The sequence below is a fragment of the Parvibaculum sp. genome (genome assembly GCF_030694575.1).
Lineage (GTDB): Bacteria > Pseudomonadota > Alphaproteobacteria > Parvibaculales > Parvibaculaceae > Parvibaculum.
Window position 1 is genome coordinate 56652 of record NZ_JAUYUS010000117.1, and the last position, 18211, is coordinate 74862.

General features: G+C 65.5%; 16 protein-coding genes. 2 read left to right on the top strand and 14 right to left on the bottom strand.

What is annotated here, in order from left to right; translation table 11 throughout:
- Positions 1 to 265: 265 nt before the first annotated feature.
- From alaS to Q8S60_RS16735, 10 genes are all read right to left on the bottom strand, one after another.
- On the bottom strand, positions 266 to 2944 hold the full coding sequence (alaS, locus tag Q8S60_RS16690; RefSeq protein ID WP_305276633.1) for an alanine--tRNA ligase: 2679 nt from the start codon (positions 2942 to 2944) through the stop codon (positions 266 to 268).
- Positions 2945 to 3189: 245 nt separating this feature from the next.
- Complete coding sequence (recA, locus tag Q8S60_RS16695) at positions 3190 to 4284, bottom strand: recombinase RecA (protein WP_305276632.1); 1095 nt, start codon at positions 4282 to 4284, stop codon at positions 3190 to 3192.
- Between the two features lie 126 nt (positions 4285 to 4410).
- Positions 4411 to 5499, bottom strand: coding sequence for a fatty acid desaturase (locus Q8S60_RS16700; protein ID WP_305276631.1), 1089 nt, complete (start codon positions 5497 to 5499; stop codon positions 4411 to 4413).
- 118 nt (positions 5500 to 5617) lie between these two features.
- Positions 5618 to 8140, bottom strand: a complete 2523-nt coding sequence (locus Q8S60_RS16705; RefSeq protein ID WP_305276630.1) for a PAS domain-containing protein — start codon at positions 8138 to 8140, stop codon at positions 5618 to 5620.
- 79 nt (positions 8141 to 8219) lie between these two features.
- Positions 8220 to 9299 (bottom strand): flagellar biosynthesis protein FlhB, encoded by a 1080-nt coding sequence (gene flhB, locus Q8S60_RS16710; protein WP_305276629.1) that lies wholly within the window; start codon positions 9297 to 9299, stop codon positions 8220 to 8222.
- A 15-nt stretch (positions 9300 to 9314) separates the two neighbouring features.
- Positions 9315 to 10076 (bottom strand): flagellar biosynthetic protein FliR, encoded by a 762-nt coding sequence (gene fliR, locus Q8S60_RS16715; RefSeq protein WP_305276628.1) that lies wholly within the window; start codon positions 10074 to 10076, stop codon positions 9315 to 9317.
- Between the two features lie 15 nt (positions 10077 to 10091).
- Positions 10092 to 10355 carry a flagellar biosynthesis protein FliQ gene (gene fliQ, locus Q8S60_RS16720; protein WP_305276627.1) on the bottom strand — a complete coding sequence of 88 codons (264 nt, stop codon included), beginning with the start codon at positions 10353 to 10355 and terminating at the stop codon, positions 10092 to 10094.
- A gap of 26 nt (positions 10356 to 10381) precedes the next feature.
- The gene (fliE, locus tag Q8S60_RS16725) at positions 10382 to 10702 is read right to left on the bottom strand and encodes a flagellar hook-basal body complex protein FliE (RefSeq protein WP_305276626.1); all 321 of its coding nucleotides are present in this window, start codon (positions 10700 to 10702) and stop codon (positions 10382 to 10384) included.
- Positions 10703 to 10718: 16 nt separating this feature from the next.
- Positions 10719 to 11129: a flagellar basal body rod protein FlgC gene (gene flgC, locus Q8S60_RS16730; RefSeq protein WP_305276786.1), complete on the bottom strand. Its 411-nt coding sequence runs from the start codon at positions 11127 to 11129 to the stop codon at positions 10719 to 10721.
- Positions 11130 to 11163: 34 nt separating this feature from the next.
- Entirely contained in the window at positions 11164 to 11586 is a 423-nt protein-coding gene (locus Q8S60_RS16735; protein WP_305276625.1) for a flagellar basal body protein, read from the bottom strand.
- Between the two features lie 278 nt (positions 11587 to 11864).
- Here Q8S60_RS16735 and Q8S60_RS16740 point away from each other — a divergent pair, with 278 nt between their 5' ends.
- Both Q8S60_RS16740 and fliP read left to right on the top strand, forming a co-directional pair.
- Positions 11865 to 12230, top strand: a complete 366-nt coding sequence (locus Q8S60_RS16740) for a flagellar biosynthetic protein FliO (RefSeq protein WP_305276624.1) — start codon at positions 11865 to 11867, stop codon at positions 12228 to 12230.
- Positions 12227 to 12973 carry a flagellar type III secretion system pore protein FliP gene (fliP, locus tag Q8S60_RS16745; RefSeq protein ID WP_305276623.1) on the top strand — a complete coding sequence of 249 codons (747 nt, stop codon included), beginning with the start codon at positions 12227 to 12229 and terminating at the stop codon, positions 12971 to 12973. The genes Q8S60_RS16740 and fliP overlap by 4 nt, the downstream gene beginning before the upstream one ends.
- Here fliP and Q8S60_RS16750 read toward each other — a convergent pair.
- The 4 genes from Q8S60_RS16750 to Q8S60_RS16765 form a co-directional block, all read right to left on the bottom strand.
- Positions 12970 to 16413, bottom strand: a complete 3444-nt coding sequence (locus tag Q8S60_RS16750; RefSeq protein WP_305276622.1) for a tetratricopeptide repeat protein — start codon at positions 16411 to 16413, stop codon at positions 12970 to 12972. The genes fliP and Q8S60_RS16750 overlap by 4 nt on opposite strands.
- 116 nt (positions 16414 to 16529) lie before the next feature.
- Positions 16530 to 17285 carry a hypothetical protein gene (locus Q8S60_RS16755; RefSeq protein WP_305276621.1) on the bottom strand — a complete coding sequence of 252 codons (756 nt, stop codon included), beginning with the start codon at positions 17283 to 17285 and terminating at the stop codon, positions 16530 to 16532.
- A gap of 23 nt (positions 17286 to 17308) precedes the next feature.
- Entirely contained in the window at positions 17309 to 17776 is a 468-nt protein-coding gene (locus Q8S60_RS16760) for a DUF6468 domain-containing protein (protein WP_305276620.1), read from the bottom strand.
- Positions 17773 to 18211: FliM/FliN family flagellar motor switch protein (locus Q8S60_RS16765; protein ID WP_305668729.1), on the bottom strand; the 439-nt coding region annotated here is incomplete at its 5' end. The genes Q8S60_RS16765 and Q8S60_RS16760, both read right to left, overlap by 4 nt.

Genomic DNA, 18211 nt, shown 5'->3' on the forward strand with positions numbered 1-18211 from the left:
GTTCGCTTTTATCGGCGCCGGCCTGCCCGGGGTCGTAGTGCCCCGCTCTGTCCTCGGTCCTTCCGGGGGCATGGTCTGGTTTCCATGGGCCGCGGAACAGCAACTTTCCCTCTCCACGCATTCGGCCAGTCCGGACGCGCCCTTCGGTGGAGCGAGATGGATTTAATATGGGTACGGAGGAATGCAGGGGGATAAGTTTATTTTCGTGGACGCTCCTCTACACCACCCTCCCCTTGGGGGAGGGTGGTAGAGAGAGAGGCGCTGCCTACGCAGCGCCCGCGAGTTCGCCGACCGCGGCACGCACCGCGTCGAGCGCGGCGTCGGCCTTTTCGGCTTCCGGGCCGCCGGCCTGCGCCATGTCGGGACGGCCGCCGCCGCCCTTGCCGCCCATCGCCGCCGCGCCCGCCTTCACGAGTTCGACCGCGTTGTAGCGCGAGGTGAGATCGTCGGTGACGCCGACCGCGATGGCGCCCTTGCCGTCTTCGGAAATCGCGACCAGCGCGACGACGCCGGAGCCGACCTGCTTCTTGCTCTCGTCGATCAGGCCGCGAAGGTCTTTCGGGTTCACGCCCTCAAGCTTGCGCGCGATGAGCTTCACGCCGCCGAACTCCTGCACCTGCGCTTCTGGCGCGGCGGCACCGCCGCCACCGCCCATGGCGAGTTGCTTCTTCGCCTGCGCCAGTTCGCGCTCGAGCTTCTTGCGCTCTTCCATCAGCGAGACGACGCGGGCCGGCAGGTCTTCCGTGGAGATGCGAAGCGCACCCGCGGCTTCCCTGGCGATGCGCTCCTGGCCGACGAGATAGGCGCGCGCGCCCTCGCCCGTCAGCGCCTCGATGCGGCGGATGCCCGAAGCGACCGCGCTCTCGCTCACGATCTTGAAGAGCGCGATGTCGCCGACGCGGCGCACATGCGTGCCGCCGCAAAGCTCGACCGAATACATGCCGTTCGCATTGGCGTCGTCGAGGCCCATCGCGAGCACGCGCACCTCGTCGCCGTATTTCTCGCCGAAGAGCGCCAGCGCGCCCGCCTCGATCGCCTGTTCGGGCGTCATCAGCCGCGTCGTGACTTCCGCGTTTTGCCGGATCACGCGATTGACGATTTCCTCGACCGCGGAAATCTCCTCCGCCGTCATCGGCTTCGGATGGCTGAAGTCGAAGCGCAGCCGCTCCGGCCCGACCATCGAGCCCTTCTGCGTGACATGGGCGCCGAGCACGCGGCGCAGTGCCTCGTGCAGCAGATGCGTCGCCGAATGATTGGCGCGCGTCGCATCGCGCAGCGCTTTGTCGACCTTCATCTCGACGATGTCGCCGACCTTCAGCTTGCCGCGCGTGAGCTTGCCGATATGGACGTGCAGCGCGCCGAGCTTCTTCACCGTGTCGAGCACGGGAAACTCCGCGCCATCCGCCGAGAAGACGATGCCGGTATCGCCGACCTGGCCGCCGGACTCGCCGTAGAACGGCGTCTGGTTGGTGATGAGCGCGGCTTCCGTGCCCGCTTCCACCTTGTCGACGGGCTTGCCGTCGACGAGGAGCGCGACGACCTTGCCTTCCGCGATCTCGCTTTCATAGCCGAGGAATTCGGTGGCACCGACCTTGTCGCGCAGCTCGAACCAGACGGCTTCCGTCGCCTTTTCGCCCGAGCCCGACCAGGCCGCGCGCGCATCCTGCCGCTGCTTGGCCATCGCGGCGTCGAAGCCCGCCTGATCGACGCTCATGCCGCGCGAGCGCAGCGCATCCTGCGTGAGATCGAGGGGGAAGCCATAGGTGTCGTAGAGCTTGAAGGCGACCTCGCCCGCAAGCACGCCCTTGCCGCCGAGGCTCTCGATTTCCTCGTCGAGCAGCTTCAGCCCGCGTGTGAGGGTTTCGCGGAAACGGGTTTCCTCGAGCTTCAGCGTTTCGGTGACGAGCGCCTCGGCGCGGCGAAGTTCGGGATAGGCATCGCCCATCTGACGGACGAGCGCGGGCACCAGCCGCCACATCAGCGGCTCGGCCACGCCGACAAGCTGCGCATGGCGCATGGCGCGGCGCATGATGCGGCGAAGCACATAGCCGCGGCCCTCGTTGGACGGCATCACGCCGTCGGCGAGCAGGAAGGAAGACGAGCGCAGATGATCCGCGATGACGCGGTGGCTGACCGAATGCGGGCCGTCCGGGTCGCTCTTCGACGCTTCCGCCGAGGCGACGATCAGCGAGCGCATCAGGTCGGTCGAGTAGTTGTCATGCGTGCCCTGCAGCACGGCGGCGATGCGTTCGAGCCCCATGCCGGTGTCGATCGAGGGCTTGGGCAGCCGCGTGCGCGAACCGTCCTCATGCTGCTCGTACTGCATGAAGACGAGGTTCCAGATTTCGATGAAGCGGTCGCCATCCTCGTCCGGGCTGCCGGGCGGGCCGCCGGGCACCTTGTCGCCGTGATCGTAGAAGATTTCCGAATTCGGACCGCAGGGGCCTGTGTCGCCCATCTGCCAGAAATTCGACTTGGCGCCGAGGCGGACGATCCTGTCGTCCGTGAGGCCTGCGATCTTCTTCCAGAGCCCGTGCGCCTCGTCGTCATCCTCGTAGATCGTGACCATGAGGCGGCTTTCGGGCAGCGCGAGTTCCTTCGTGATGAGGTTCCAGGCGAACTCGATCGCCTCGGCCTTGTAGTAGTCGCCGAAGGAGAAGTTGCCGAGCATCTCGAAGAAGGTGTGGTGGCGGGCTGTGTAGCCGACATTGTCGAGATCGTTGTGCTTGCCGCCCGCGCGCACGCATTTCTGTGCGCTCGCCGCGCGCTTGTAGGGCCGCGTCTCCTGGCCGGTGAAGACGTTCTTGAACGGCACCATGCCGGCATTGGTGAAGAGTAGCGTCGGATCGTTGTTCGGCACGAGCGGGCCGGAGGCCACGACCTCATGGCCCTGCGCCCGGAAGAACTCCAGATATTTGCTTCTGATCTCGTTGACGCCGGCCATTTTCCGCTCGTTCTCGGGACACAAGGGACGGGAGGGCATGAAAGCCCCGTCCGTCCGTTTCGTTAAGGAAATATAGGGTGTCAGCTTTTACCTGTCGCCCCGGCCCCTGTCCAGAAAGGCGGCGGATCGCCGCAAGGAGCCGCAAAACGGCATCGGGCCGCCGCAGGGAGCCGCAAAAAGAAAGCGGCGCCGGAGGGTACCCGGCGCCGCCTCGCACATTCGGCTAGAGAACCGAAAGTAAACTCTTACGCGCTGGCTTCCATGTCGCCGCCATCGTCCTCGTCGCGCTCATTGCCGGGAACTTCCATGATCTTCTCGGCGATGAGGCCCGCGTTCTGACGGATCGCGGCTTCGATCTCGGCCGCCATGTCCGGATTGTCCCGGAGGAACTGCTTGGCGTTCTCGCGGCCCTGCCCGATGCGCTGGCTGTTGTAGGAGAACCAGGAACCCGACTTCTCGACGATACCGGCCTTGGAGCCGAGATCGACCAGTTCGCCCATCTTGGAAATGCCCTCGCCATACATGATGTCGAATTCGACCTGCTTGAAGGGCGGCGCGACCTTGTTCTTCACCACCTTCACGCGGGTCTGGTTGCCCACCACCTCGTCGCGTTCCTTGATCGCGCCGATGCGGCGGATGTCGAGGCGGACGGAGGCGTAGAACTTGAGCGCATTGCCGCCGGTCGTCGTTTCCGGGCTGCCGAACATCACACCGATCTTCATGCGGATCTGGTTGATGAAGACGACCATCGTGTTCGACTTGGAAATCGAGCCGGTGAGCTTGCGGAGCGCCTGGCTCATCAGCCGCGCCTGAAGGCCCGGCAGGCTGTCGCCCATCTCGCCCTCGAGTTCGGCCTTCGGCGTCAGCGCCGCGACCGAGTCGACCACCAGCACGTCGACCGCGCCCGAACGGACCAGTGTGTCCGCGATCTCGAGCGCCTGCTCGCCGGTATCGGGCTGGGAAATCAGCAGGTCGTCGAGCTGCACGCCGAGCTTGCGGGCATAGATCGGGTCGAGCGCGTGTTCCGCGTCGATAAAGGCGCAGACGCCGCCCTTCTTCTGGGCCTCGGCAATGGTCTGCAGCGCCAGCGTGGTCTTGCCCGACGATTCCGGTCCGTAGATTTCGATGACCCGGCCGCGCGGCAATCCGCCGATGCCGAGCGCGATATCGAGCCCGAGCGATCCGGTCGAAATCGACTCGATCTCGACGATCTGCTCGTTCTTGCCGAGCCGCATGATGGAACCCTTGCCGAACGACCGCTCGATCTGGCTGAGAGCGGCGTCCAGCGCCTTCTTCTTGTCGGAATCGTCTTTCACGAGGCTCACTACATTCTTGGACATGACCGATTTCCCCTTATTCCATTGCCCGCCGAGTCGCGCAACGCGCCGTTCGTCTATATCGGTCAATGTACCTATTTTGTTCTCATTGGCAACGAAAAATTCAAGCCATTGAGTTCAAAGGGAAATTCAGACCGTGTTCGCGCGACGTTCCGCTTCGGCGCTTGCGCGCGCACCTTCCGCCGTCCCCGTCCGCGCCATGCGCGCGCCGGGCGCCACGCCTGCCACGGGCCGCGCGGGCACGGCGCCGCGCTTGCGGTCCCAGGCATGGGTCCAGTCGTGGATCGCCGCCCCTTCGGCTTCGAGGATCGGCCGCATTTCGTGGAAGGCGGCGCCGATCCGGTAGAAGGGAATGCGCGGGAAGAGGTGATGGATGAGGTGATAGGTCTGGTACATGTCGAGCACTGTCACCAGCCGGTGAATGGCGCGCGGCAGCAGGAAGACGCCCGAATCCCGGTAGCGCTCCTGCGACAGATGCGGCCGGTGCGGCAGGTAGTTGAAGACGAGCCCGATCAGCGCGACGTTGAGGAAGGTCGGGAAAATCCACAGCATCAGGATTTCCCAACCCCAGCCCTGGACGAAGCCGACCGCGACCAGCGTCCACGCGGCCAGGTGATGCGCGCCGGCGATGAAATATTCGCGGCGATGCGCCGGGTCCTTCCACATCCCCATCCGCGTCATCAGGTAGATGTAGTGCGGTGTCTGCGTGAAGAAACGCAGCACCAGCGCCAGCGGATTGCCGGAGGCGCACCACGTATCCGGGTCGCGCTCGAAATCGTTGGTATAGCGGTGATGCACGAGATGCATCACGTCGTAGCCGCGATAGGGAATGAGCGTGGCGATGCCGCCGATCCAGGCGAGCGCATCGTTCAGCCATTTGTAGCGCCGGTCGTCGCCCGAGATCGCGTCGTGGATGCCGTCGTGAACGGCCATGAACTGCATCAGCAGCAGATAGCCGTTGACCAGCATCGACACCCAGAGCGGCCAGAAGCCGGTGAGCCCCGCCGCGCTCGACACGGCAAGCCCCGTCAGCGAGCCGAGCGACACGAACACCGTCGGCCAGGCGACATGGCCCATATGGCGCCGCGCCACGGCCAGCGCCGCGCGGTGGTTCTCCGCGCTGGTGCGGGCGGGCCGGGAACTGTCCGGCCGGAGGTCGCCGAGATCGGCTGAAATATTGGCAGGCATGAAGTGAACCGCGTCGCCCCGTCGTTTCATACCGGCACAGGATACATGCTCCGGCAGGGTGAAACCAGTATTCGCTGGGCGTCATTTCACCGCGTCGTTAACGGCACCCGCTTTGCCGGCAATTCCGCGGCGTCGCCGCCTCCGGCCCCTACTTCGCGCTCATGACTTCCTTGACGGCGGCGGCCAGTTGCTTGAGCGAGAAGGGCTTCGGCAGGAAATGGAATTCCTGTTCCGGGTCGAGGCTCTTGGCGAAGGCGTCCTCCGCATAGCCGGAGACGAAGATGATCGGCGTGTCGGGCAGCATCCCCCGCAGCGCCTTGGCCATGGTCGGCCCGTCCATGTTCGGCATCACCACGTCCGACACCACGCAGTCGATCCGCCCCTCGAACTGCTCCACGACCGCCAGCGCCGCCTCGCCGCTTTCCGCCTGCAGCACGTCGTAGCCGCGCGTCTGCAGCGCCCGCGCCGCGAAGGTCCGCACCGCATCCTCGTCCTCGACGAGAAGGATGGTGCCCTTGCCGGTGAGGTCCGCCGGCTCTACCCGCGTCGCCGCGGCGGCGGCTTCTTCCGCCACCCGGTCGGCGGCGGTCTCGACATAGCGCGGCAGGTAGATGCGGAAGGTGGTGCCCTTGCCGACCGTCGAATAGGGGAAGATGAAGCCGCCCGTCTGCTTCACGATGCCATAGACCGTCGAGAGGCCGAGCCCGGTGCCCTTGGAGGGGTCCTTGGTCGTGTAGAACGGCTCGAAAATCTTGCCGAGATTCTCCTTCGGAATGCCGGACCCGGTATCCGCCACCTCGATCAGCAGATATTCGCCATGCGGCATCAGCGGATGATCGAGCGCCCGGCTGTCCGCCTCCGACACGTTGGCGGTGCGGATGGTGAGCCTGCCGCCGTCCGGCATCGCGTCGCGCGCATTGACCGCGAGATTGATGATGACCTGTTCGAGCTGGTTCTGGTCGACCTTCACGAGACCGAGATCGCGGCCATGCACGATCTTGAGCTCGACCTTCTCGGTGAGGAGCCGCGCCAGCAGGTTCTGCAGTTCCGCCACGGCGTCGGTCAGCGAGAGAACCTTGGGCCGCAGCGTCTGCCGCCGCGAGAAGGCGAGCAACTGCCGCGTCAGGTTCGCCGCCCGGTTGGCATTCTGCTTGATCTGCACCACGTCCGCGAACGAGGGATCGCCCGCCTGGTGGCGCGCGAGCAGCAGGTCGCAGAAGCCGATGATGGCCGTCAGCAGATTGTTGAAGTCATGCGCCACGCCGCCCGCGAGCTGGCCCACCGCCTGCATCTTCTGCGACTGCGCGAATTGCAGTTCGAGCGACTTCTGCTCCGTCGCGTCGATCAGATAGACCACGATGGAAGCCCCCGCGCCCGTATCGACGCGCGCCGTATAGAGCTGGCCGACGCATTCGGCATTGCGCGCGAGGCGGACATCCACCGGCGCGCTCGCCGTCATGCCGCTCATGGCGCGCTCGACCGCCTCGGCCACCGCCGCCCGGTCTTCCTCCATCACCAGATCGGCGAGCTTCGTCCCCCGCTCCACGCCCTCGCCCACATAGGCGACGAAAGCCCTGTTGGCATTGTCGATATGGCCTTTGCCGTCGACCGTGGCGATGCCGATGGGCGCGTTGTTGAAGAAGCGCGCAAAGCGCATCTCCGCATCGCGCGCGGTCTCTTCCGCCTTGTCGCCGGTGGTCCGGTTCAGCACCAGCGCGAAAATGCGCGCAGGCCGGGTGCCCGTCGAGGCGACACGCGTCCGCATGATGCGCACGGGCAAAGCCCGGTCGCCCGGTCCGCGAAGATCGACATCGAGCGGCGGCATCTGGCCGCCCTCCTCCACGTCGCCTTCGGTCAGCGCCGGGGCCTCGCCGAGCACAAGCTCGTCGAGCTTCGTCCGCCGTTCGACGATGCGCGCAGGTTCGGCACCGAGCCACGCGCCGAGCCGCGCGTTCAGGAAGACGAGACTGCCGTCCTCGTTCGCCGCGAAAAAGCCGAACGGCGCCTGTTCGATATAGGAGAGCGAGCGCTTGTGCATGCGCTCGGCAATCTCCGCGCGTTCCCGCTCTGTCGTGAGGTCGCGGAACAGCCAGACCGCGCCGCCTGCCCGGCCGCTGAGCGGCCTGACCACGACGCGGTAGACCCGCTCGCCGCCGCGCGGTCCGAATTTCACTTCTTCCTCGGCGGCAAAGCCCGTCCGCGCCGCCTGCGCCAGCCGGAACACCGTCTCGGCCGCATCGCCCTGCCCCGCCATCAGCCGTTCGAGCGGCGCCGGCCTTGCGGCGTCGAAACCGCCGGCCAGCGCGCGATAGGCTTCGTTGGCAAAGAGCACAGCGCCGCGCCTGTCGGTCACATAGCAAGGATCGGGCAGCGCCGTCAGCGCATCGGCGGCGGCGAGCGGCGACCGGCTCAGCGCATCGGCATTGCCGCCGGAGAGCCCGTAAAGAACCGCACCGCCGATGGAAACGAGGCCGAAAACGGTAAGCGCGCCGGGAACGCCGAAAGCGTGTACGGCGAGCGCGTCCAGAAGCGTCGTGACGATGCCCACCGCCACCGCACCGATGACGACCCAGCGCCGCGCGGGCAGCGTCCAGCCGCCCTCGCCCGGGCCTTCGCCGCGTTCTTCCGCGCTATCGATGCTGTCGGCGTAATCGGCCGGCGTCTCGGCCATGAGCCGCTCCCGCTAATTTCTGTAGGCGTTACCTTGGACTTTCAACGGGAACCGGCACAAAAACCCCTCCCGGCCCGAATCATCTCCGGCTCCGCCCGGTGATCTTAGCCTTAAGACGCATGACATATCCAATAACCTCGGCGACCGCCTTGTAGTGCTCCGGCTTGATTTCCTGGTCGATTTCGACGGTCGCGTGAAGCGCGCGGGCAAGCGGCGGGTTTTCGATGATCGGCACGTCGTTCTCCTTGCCGACCTCGCGGATGCGGAAGGCGACGGCATCGACGCCCTTGGCCACCACGACCGGCGCCCCCATGCCCTGCTCGTATTTGAGCGCGACGGCGTAATGTGTCGGGTTCGTGATGATGACGGTCGCCGTCGGAACCGCGGCCATCATCCGTTTGCGGCCGCGCTCCACACGGATCTGGCGCAGCTTCGCCTTCACCGTCGGATCGCCTTCCATCTGCTTGTATTCGTCCTTCACTTCCTGGATGGACATGCGCTGCTTCTTCATCCATTGCATCCACTCGAAGAGATAGTCGAGTGCGGCAACGACGGTCATGACGGCGATCACGCCCGCGAACATCTTCAGGGCGAGCATCTGCACCAACGGCAGAAGCTGCGAGATTTCCCACGTCATCATCAGCGCCAGCCGGTCGCGTTCCGGCCACACGATGAGGAACGACACCGAGCCGACCACGGCCAGCTTCACGATGCCCTTTGAGAGGTTCATCAAGCTCTTCGGGCCGAACAGCCTCTTCAGGCCCTCCTTCGGCGAAATCTTGGAGAGTTTCGGCTTCATGTTCTCGGCGGTGAAGACCGGCGAGTGCTGGATGATATGGCCGATCAACGCCGCGCCGATCAGAATGGCAAGCGGCCCGATCATCGCGGCGAAGGCATTGGCGCCGATGCCGAGCCAGATGCGGCGGAGATGTTCGGCATCCATCGGAATGGCGTCGGGATGCGCGAGGAAGATCGTCAGCGACCCCATGATGGAACTCGCCGCGGACGGGCCCATGAGCGCGATAGCGGTCGCGCCGCCCACCATCACGAACCAGGTGCTGACTTCCTGGCTTTTGACGAGGTCGCCCTTTTTATGGGCTTCCTCGAGTTTTCGGTGGGTTGGTTCTTCTGTTTTTTCCGAATCGTCCTGGTCGGCCATCCGCGCGTCTCCGGCCTAACCGACGAACATCGAAACGGACTGCTCGAAGCCCTGCAGGAACCACGTCATCATGGCGCCGAGCAGCAGCATCAGCAGAATGAAACCGAGCGCGATGTTGGCGGGCATCGCGATGAAGAAAATCTGGATTTGCGGCATCAGCCTCGAAAGGATGCCGATGCCGAGATAGAAAATCAGGCCGAAGACGAGGAACGGCGCCGCGAGCTGAAGCCCGAGCTTGAACGAGCCCGACACCATCTTCACCGCCATCGCCGAAAAATCGCCGACGGGTATCGTCTGGCCCGGCTTGAAGAGGTCATAGCTGTCGCGCATCGCCGCGATCAGCAGATGGTCGAGATTGGTCGCGAAAATGAGCGTGACACCGAGCAGCGAGAGAAAATTTGCGATCAGGACGCCCTGCTGCCCCTGCGACGGATCGACGTTCATTGCGAAGGACAGGCTCATCTGCGCCGCGACGATGTTGCCCGCCACATGCAGCGCGCTCATGATGATGCGTGCGGCCGCGCCGATGAAGATGCCGACCGCGATTTCCGAAAGGACGATGACCGCCAGCGCCGGCACTGTATCCGGTATGCCGCCATAGCTGCCGGCGACGAGCGGCATCATCACGAAGGAAAGAAGCAGCGCCAGCAGCAACCGCACCTGAGCCGGTATGCTCGCCTCGCCGAGCGCGGGCATGAGCATGATCATCGCGGCAAGACGCGAGAACACCAGCATGAAGATGAAAGCCGTCTGTGGCAGGAAATCGATGGTGATCATGGAGGCCCCGCCCCGTCAGCCCGTTACGATTTTCTGGGCGACGAGGTTCATGAAGCCCGCCAGAGCCTGCGACATGAAGGGAAGCGAGATCAGCAGCGTCAGAAAGATCGCAACGATCTTGGGTACGAAAACCAGCGTCATTTCCTGCACCTGCGTCAGCGCCTGCAACAGCGCGATCGCAAGGCCGACACCCAGTGCCACCGCCATCATCGGCGCGGAGACCTGAAGCTGCACGTAAATGGCCTGCCGCCCGAGATCGAGTATTTCCGGTCCGGTCATATTGTTCTTCGCCCCCGGCCGATCCCTTAGATCGGCATCCTCAAAATTTCCTGATAGGCCGAGATGACCTTGTCCCGCACGGTCACGACCGTCTGCAGCGTGGTTTCCGCTTCCGCGACCGCCGTCACCACATCGACGATATTGCCGTTATGCGTGCCCGTGAGAGCCGCCATCTTCTGTTCGCCCGCCTTCGACGTCTCGACCGTCTGGTCGAGCGCCTGCTTCAGCACGTCGCCGAAGCCGCCGCCGGCTTCCTTGAGCCCGCCTGTCGGCAGTTGCGCGGCCCCGCCCGTTCCCGCCGCGCGGGCATAGGCGTTGAGAGCGGCCGATACCGGAATGCTTGTCATGTCGATCTAGCCCCCGTCACTTCCGCAGAATGTCGATCGTCTGCGCGATCATGCGGCGCGACGCCTGGATGAGATTGAGATTGGCCTCGTAGGAACGCTGCGCCTCGCGCATGTCCATCGCCTCGACCATGCTGTTGACGTTCGGCATCTTGACGTAGCCGGCTTCGTCCGCCGCCGGATGGCCCGGCATATATTTGAGCTGGAATTCCGTTTTGTCGTAGACCGGCCGTCCGAGCGTCACGGTATTCGCGCCGATCTCGCGGTTGAGCTTGTCCTCGAAGGTCACGATCTTTCGCCGGTAGGGATCGCCGCCCGCCACGCGCGCGGTCGAATCCGAGTTGGCGATGTTTTCCGCGATCACGCGCATGCGGCCGCTCTGGGCCTTGAGGCCGGAGGCCGCCACCATCATCGATTTGATCAGGTCCATGGCGCTCATGTCCGTTCTTTCCTTTCAGCGCGGCTCAGCTACGGCCGAGCGCGATCCTGATGAGGCCGAGACTCTTCGAATAGAGCCCCGTCACCGTCTGGTAATCCATCTGCGTCTCGGCGACTTTGATCATCTGCTCTTCGAGCACCACCGAATTGCCGGACGGCGAGGTTTCGAAGTCCGGCTTCCGCATGAGCTGCCCGCCCGTCGCCTGCGCGGCGCGAAAACCCGCGCCCGCGACCGGGCTGCCGATATGTCCGCTTTGCGTCGCGACCGGCGCGAGCATGGCTCCACTCCGCTTCACCAGCGCGCCGAAATCGAGTTCCTTGAGATCCTGTGCGGCATAGCCCGGCGTGTCGGAATTCGCGACGTTCTGCGCAAGCACCTGCTGACGCGCGGTCAGCCAGTGCAGCCGCTGCTTCATCATGTCGAAGATGGGAAGATCGCCGATTGCCATTGCCCGCGTGCCCCCGCGACCGGCTCGTCGCGCACTCGTTCTGAGCGCTTGAACATCCGGATCCGAAGCCACGCATTCCTTGGCGGCAGAGGGAAGTCTTGCGCCTGAGAGTTAAGATCGCCCTAACGCGGCAAAATGGTTCCAGTGCGTTTACAAACCGGTAACCAATGCGACGCGCGGAAACGCTTGCCCTTAACCCGGCATTAAGTCTGACGCGGCAAATTCTTCCCATGACAGGGCGTGCCGGGGGCCGCTCTCTGGTGGGGATGCAATCCAAAATGGACTTCTCGGAAATCTTCCGGTTCGTCGCCGCACTCGCTTTCATCATCGGCCTGATCGGCCTGTGCGCGATGCTGGCGAAACGTTTCGGCCTTGTGCCCGGCGGCGTCACCGCACCGGGTTCGCAGCGCCGCCTCGGCATCGTCGAGGTGAAGCAGCTCGATCCGAAGCTCCGCCTCGTGCTCATTCGCCGCGACGGCAAGGAGCATCTCATCCTGACGGGCGGCGACCGGCCGCTGCTGATCGAAGGCGGCATCGACGCGCCCGCGCCGGCGGAGATCGCCGACGGTACGGCTCTCGCCTCGCCCGCCCCTGTGCTTCAGTTCCAGCGCATCGTCGATTTCATCAAGGAGCGCCGCGCGTGATCCGCTTTCTTCGTAAAATCCTTCCGGCGCTCGCCCTCGTCCTGCTGAGCTTCGGCTTCGCGCATCCGGCCTTCGCCGAAACCATCCAGGTCGACCTCTCCGACAATCTCGGCCTGACCGATCATGTCGTGCAGATCGTCGCCCTCGTCACGGTGCTGAGCCTCGCGCCGTCGATCCTCATCATGGTGACGTCCTTCGTGCGCATCATCGTGGTGCTGGGCCTGCTCCGCACCGCGCTCGGCATGCAGCAGTCGCCGCCGAATGCCGTGCTCGTCAGCCTCGCGCTGTTCCTCACCGCCTTCGTCATGACGCCGACCTTCACGGCCGCCTATAATGACGGCATCGAGCCCTTGATGAACCAGCAGATCGAAACCGCGGAAGCCTTCGAGAGGTCGAGCATTCCCTTCAAGACCTTCATGCTGGCGCAGGTCCGCAAGCAGGATCTCCAGCTCTTCGTCGACCTGTCGAACGCGGAAGAACCCGAAGAAGCCACCGACATCGGCCTTCAGGTGATCGTGCCCGCCTTCATGATCAGCGAACTGCGTCGCGCCTTCGAGATCGGCTTCCTCGTCTTCCTGCCCTTCATCGTCATCGACATGGTGGTCGCCTCGGTCCTCATGTCCATGGGCATGATGATGTTGCCGCCGGTGATTATCTCACTGCCGTTCAAGCTCATCTTCTTCGTGCTGGTGGATGGCTGGTCGCTGATCGCGGGCAGCCTGGTGCAGAGCTTCGGAACCTAGTTCAGCACCGTCTCTTCCGTCGTTTTCAGCGAGGCGAGAAACCGGTCCAGCGTATCGATCGACGCGATCCGGCTCGCCATCTCGCGGAAGGCGACGCCCTGCTTCACGATCGGGTCCGAGACGATGGCAAACGCGCTCGCATCCACGCTCTCGCGCATCGCATCGCCGAATTTCAGGCGCAGCCGCGAGAGGCCTTCCTCGTCGCCGCCGAGCGAATAGGCAATGGCGCCGCGCATCACCAGAAGCCGCGCCTCGTCGGAAAGCGGCTCCTCCGCCTTCCATATATCGCCGAGCAGCGCTTCGATGGCGGGGCCCGCCTCCGTCCAGCGGCCGCCGTCCCACAACACGTCCACGCGCAGCCGCACAGCGAGATCGTCGGTCTTCTCCTCCAACAGGTCGAGCGCGTTGTCGTACTGCTTCAGCTCCGCCAGCGCGCGCGCTTCCAGCAGTCTCCGCCGCTCGGTGATCGCCTCGGGCAACAGGTTCTGCTTCGTCGCCCGCAGCGCCGCCAGCGCACGGTCGGGCTTCTGGTCGAGGAGATAGATGGCCGCGAGCCTCGCCGCGACCTGCGCCTTGGCGACGCCGCCATGCAGCCGGTTGGCCACCTGGTAGTCGAGCAGATGCTCGGCCTGCGGCAACAGGTCGACCGCGACCAGCCGCTCCGCGAGGTGGCGGATCATCTCGTCGCCCTTGCTTCCGATGGGCGTCAACTCCTTGAAGGCGTCGAAAAAGGCCAGCGCCTGCACCGGCGGCATCTCGTTCGCCTTCTCGCTCAGGAAATAATCCGCGAAGATGTCCGACATGCGCATGTTCATCCGGTGCGCCTCGTCGCTGTCGGGATAATTCGCCGTCGCGATCCGCATGAGCTTCAGCGCCTCGGCGATGTCGCCCTTCTCCAGCCGCAGCGCCGCCAGTTGCGTCAGCACATCGAGTTCGAGGCCGTCGCCGCGCCACGCGAAACGCAGCGACTCGAGCTCCTTCGCAAAATCCTCGTCGTCGAGTTTTCCCGTCTTGTGCAGCAGCACCGCCTTGCCGAAGCGGGCCCGCGCCGCGACCGGCGGATAGCCGTCCGCGATCGCGGCGTCGTAACGTTTCACCGCCTCTTCTGTCCCGCCGCGCGCATCCGAGATCATCGCGTTGACGAGCAGGATTTCGGCCTTGGCCTGCCGGCCCGGCGGCGCTGGGGGAAATCCTTCCGCGTAATGCTGCGCGGCCGCGATGTCGCCGCCTTTCAGCGACGCCTTCGCCGCCCGCGCCCGGAACAGCGTCCGCAGATCGTCGTCGAACGCATCGACGATCGCACCGGCAAGCCCGAATTGCGTCCGCGCCGCTTCCCAATGGCCGAGCTCCGTCCGCGCGAGCCCGCGCCAGACCGCTGCATGGGGCGCATTCTCGAGCCCAGTGGAGGAAAGGTCGTTGATCGCGTCGACATAGCGCCCGCTCATCACCCCGGCGACGCCCTTTACCGCGCGATAGGTCGGGTCCAGCCCGTAGCGCGTATTCGCCTCGGCCGCTTTCTCGAGCATGGAGCGCGCTTCCGGCGCGAGCCCGTAGGCCAGCAGGAACCGCCCGTATTCGAACCGCAGCTTGCCGAGTTCATGCGCCTGCGCCTGCACGAAGCGCGAAAGGTAATACTGGCGCCGCTCGGTGAACGTCTCGCCCGGCGCCTTGCGCCATTCCGCGAAATCCATCAGCGCCGTCACAGGCGCCGAGGCGACCGCCGCACTTTCAATCTCGCCATTGCCATCCCGATGATCGTCGGCGGAGAGCGTCAGCCCCTCGCGCCGCGACACCAGCACATTGTCCGGCGCTGCGGCGACGTTCACATCGTCGGCGACCGGCACGATGGCGATCCCCTGCGCCGTCTGCAGCGCCTGGAACTCGACGAAGCTTCGCGGCATCTGCAGCGATTGCACCGGGCCCCGCGCCGTCGCCACCACGATCCTGTCACGCACCAGCGAATCCGTCATGGTGAGAACGCGCCTTGCGCCGGCGAGGTCGAAGGTCACGCTGCCGCGCCCGTCCTCGCGCCAGTTGCGCGAAATCGAAATCGGCCGTCCCGTCGTTGCCAGCGTCTCGCCCGCCGAGATGCGCCACGACGCGCCGTCCTCGACCGCGCCGATCAGCACCCGCTCGCGAAGCGGCAGCACCAGCGCCGTCCCGCCCTCGAAGCTCACCACCTCCGGCGCACCGAAGGGATCGGACGTTTCCGTCTCGACCCCCGAAATATCGATCGGCAGCACCCCGTCGAACACCGCCCACAACCGGCCGGCACGTTCGAACACGGCCGCGCCGACAGGCTCCGGCCACGACACGATGACGTCCATGCCGCTCCGGCCCGGCCGGATGCGGACGACGGCCTTTCCTTCGGGCCGCCCGCCTTCCGGCATCGCGCTCGTCTCGACCGGCTTTTCCGCCATTTCCTCCGCTGACGGAGCATCTTCCGGCGCCTCTGCCACTGCGGCGGGCTGTTCCGCCTCCCGCGCGGCATCCGGCCGGATGTCCTTCGGCGCCGGCGCCTTCTTCTCTTCCGCCTTCGTCTCTTCCGTCAGCGCCGCCGCGGTCGCCTTCGCTTCCTCCGCCACGCCGCCCTGCGCCGGCTTCAGGTCGAGCACCACGCCCATATCCTCGCGGAAGTCCTTGACGTTGACCCCCGGCTTCAGCGTCAGGATCACGGCGAGCCTGCCGTCATGTTCGATGGCGCTGGCATGGCTGAGATAAGGCGGCGGGTCGACGCGCAGCGACGACAGATCGACGGTCGCCGTCCGGTCGAATGTGATCGTGGCGAGCCCCTGCCGCTGCACGAGCGAATAAAGCACCGGCTGGTTCCAGTCGAAGACGAGCCGCGTCATGCCGTCGCGCGTGACCACCCGCACCGAAAGATCGGGCAGCGGCGCGTCGGGCTCCACGACGCCCTGCGCTTTCGCCAGCCGATCCGCTTCCTCGGCCGCCCGCCTGGCCTCTTCCGCGGCCGCGACCCGCTCCAGCACATTTGCCGGCAGCGGCGGCGGATTGCCCGTCCAGTCCGGCGGCAGCAGGTCCACATAGACCGTGTTTTCCGCTTTCTTGATGTCGAGCCTGAAATCCGTGGTGAGCGCGAGCCGGAAGGTGCGGCGGTCGCCGTCCTGCCGCGCCATCGACACGTAGCGCGGCATCGCCTGCATGAAGCGGTCCGCCTCGACACCGGCGGGCCGGTCGAAGTCGAGCACCAGCACGCCCGTGTTGATCGCGGCGTTGACCTTGGGCATTCCGCCCGGATGGCTGAAAGTCATGCGGCCGTAGCCGTCGGCCTCGCTCAGCGAGACGCTCAGGGGCTCAGCCGCGCGCGCCGCGAGCGGCAGCGCGAAAAACATGAGCAGCAGCACCGCCATCCCGAAGAGGAAATGACGTGGCGTTCCGGCCCCGCTGGGTTGCCCGATATATCGGTGGAATCCGTTCACGCCCGGTATGCCCCTGAAGCTTCTGCTCGCATCACCACGGCGTTCTGCCGGGTCTGGGCGCAGTTTATCGGGCGGTCGGTTAAGTGGGATTTAAGGCGAAGCCGGTTTTTCGCGGATTAGCTGGCTTTTTGCGCGGGCTTGACGGCGGCCTCGGGCGCCGGCGCGGCCTCGTCTCCGGGTGTCGCCGCCGGGGCCGGGTTCAGCCGGTCGCCCACCGCCAGTTCCACCGTCAATTCCTGTGCCACAACGGGATCCATCGCCGCGAGCACGGCCGACATCTTGCGCGGCTGCATCCGTTTCACAACGTCGAGCAGCACCCCCATGTCGAGCCGCTCGAAAATCCGGGCGGCGTCCTTGGGCTTCATCGTTTCGTACATGGCGACAAGTCCCGCCAGCCGTTCTTCGTTCTCTGCGTCCTGGCGGCCGATCTTTTCGTTGATCCGCGCCTCGATTTCCTTCAGTTCGGCGATCCGTCCCTCGACGCGCTTCTCGGCGGCGGCCAGCAATTGCTCGCGCGTATCGAGGCCGTCGGCCCGCCTGTCGAGTTCCTTGCGCCGCTCGGAAAGGCTTTCCAGCACGGAAATTTCGGATTTGCTCAGCCGGGACTCCACCGGTGCTGCCGGTGCCTCCGCCGTCGCCGGTTGGCCGTCGGCGCTTGCGGCTTCCTCGGCGGTCTTCGCCTCGTGCCCGGTCTCGGCCTTCGCCTCGCCTGCGGGCTTTTCGTCCGCCTGCGGCGCGTTCGCATGGGCAACCGAGATCGCCGCGAGAGACGACGCGCTTTCCCCGCCCGTCGCCACATCGGCGAGCTTCAGCACCAGCAGCAGCGAGGCGCAGAGAATGACGGTCGGCAGAAGACGAAGGCGGTCGAGCATGGGCTTCAGGCCTGTTCAGTGTCTCAGCGGCTTCGCTTCAGCGCATCGAGAAGCTGATGCGCGGCGCGGGCGGCGGTTGCGGAATCGCGGGCGGATGCGGGCTGCGGCGCGGGCGCCGAGCGCGGCGCCGTCCCCGTCTGGAAAGTCGGTTGCGGCTGTCTTGCCGTCCGTTCGGCGCGGCCCAGCCGTTCCGCAATGCTGTTGCCGGCTTCGATCATCAGTCCGAGTTCGTCGGTAAGCGCGCGGGCGTTCCGCACCCGCTCGCCCAGTTCGTCGTTGGTGGCGGCGCTTGCCTGCTTCAGCCCGTCGATGGCCGTCACCGCGCGCTGCGTCGCGGCGTTGAGGTCGCGCACGAGATCGCGCAACCCGTCCTGGCCGGAACGCATGATGCGCAGCCGCCGGTCGAGCATCGCGCAATAGGCGATCGTGGCCGCGAGAAACACGCAGACGATGATTTCGAGAAGGGTGCTGAGCGGGAGATCGGACATCATTTCGGTGATCCTGCGGGTTTGATGTCGGTGGCTTTCAGATCGAGCGGCCCTTGCGGCATCTGAGCCGCGGGCGCGGGCGCCGGCGCGAGTTCGACGCGCCTCGTTTGGCGAATGGCCTGCTCCACGCGCACGGCGACATGATTGCCGACACGGCCCATCTTGCCCTTGCCGAGCCGCACCCCGCCGCAGCGCAGGTCGATCGCGCCCTCCGGCCCGCTGTTGAGCATCAGGGTCTGGCCGACGGCAAAATCCATCACGTCGCGCAGCGTAAGCTGTTGCTCGTCCAGCACCGCTTCCAGCGGCACCTTCGTCGCCCAGAGTTCGGTCGCCAGATGGCTTTCCCAGATCGTGTCGCGGCCGAATTTTTCGCCCATGAACATCTGCAGCAGAAGTTCGCGGATCGGTTCGAGCGTCGCATAAGGCAGCAGCAATTCG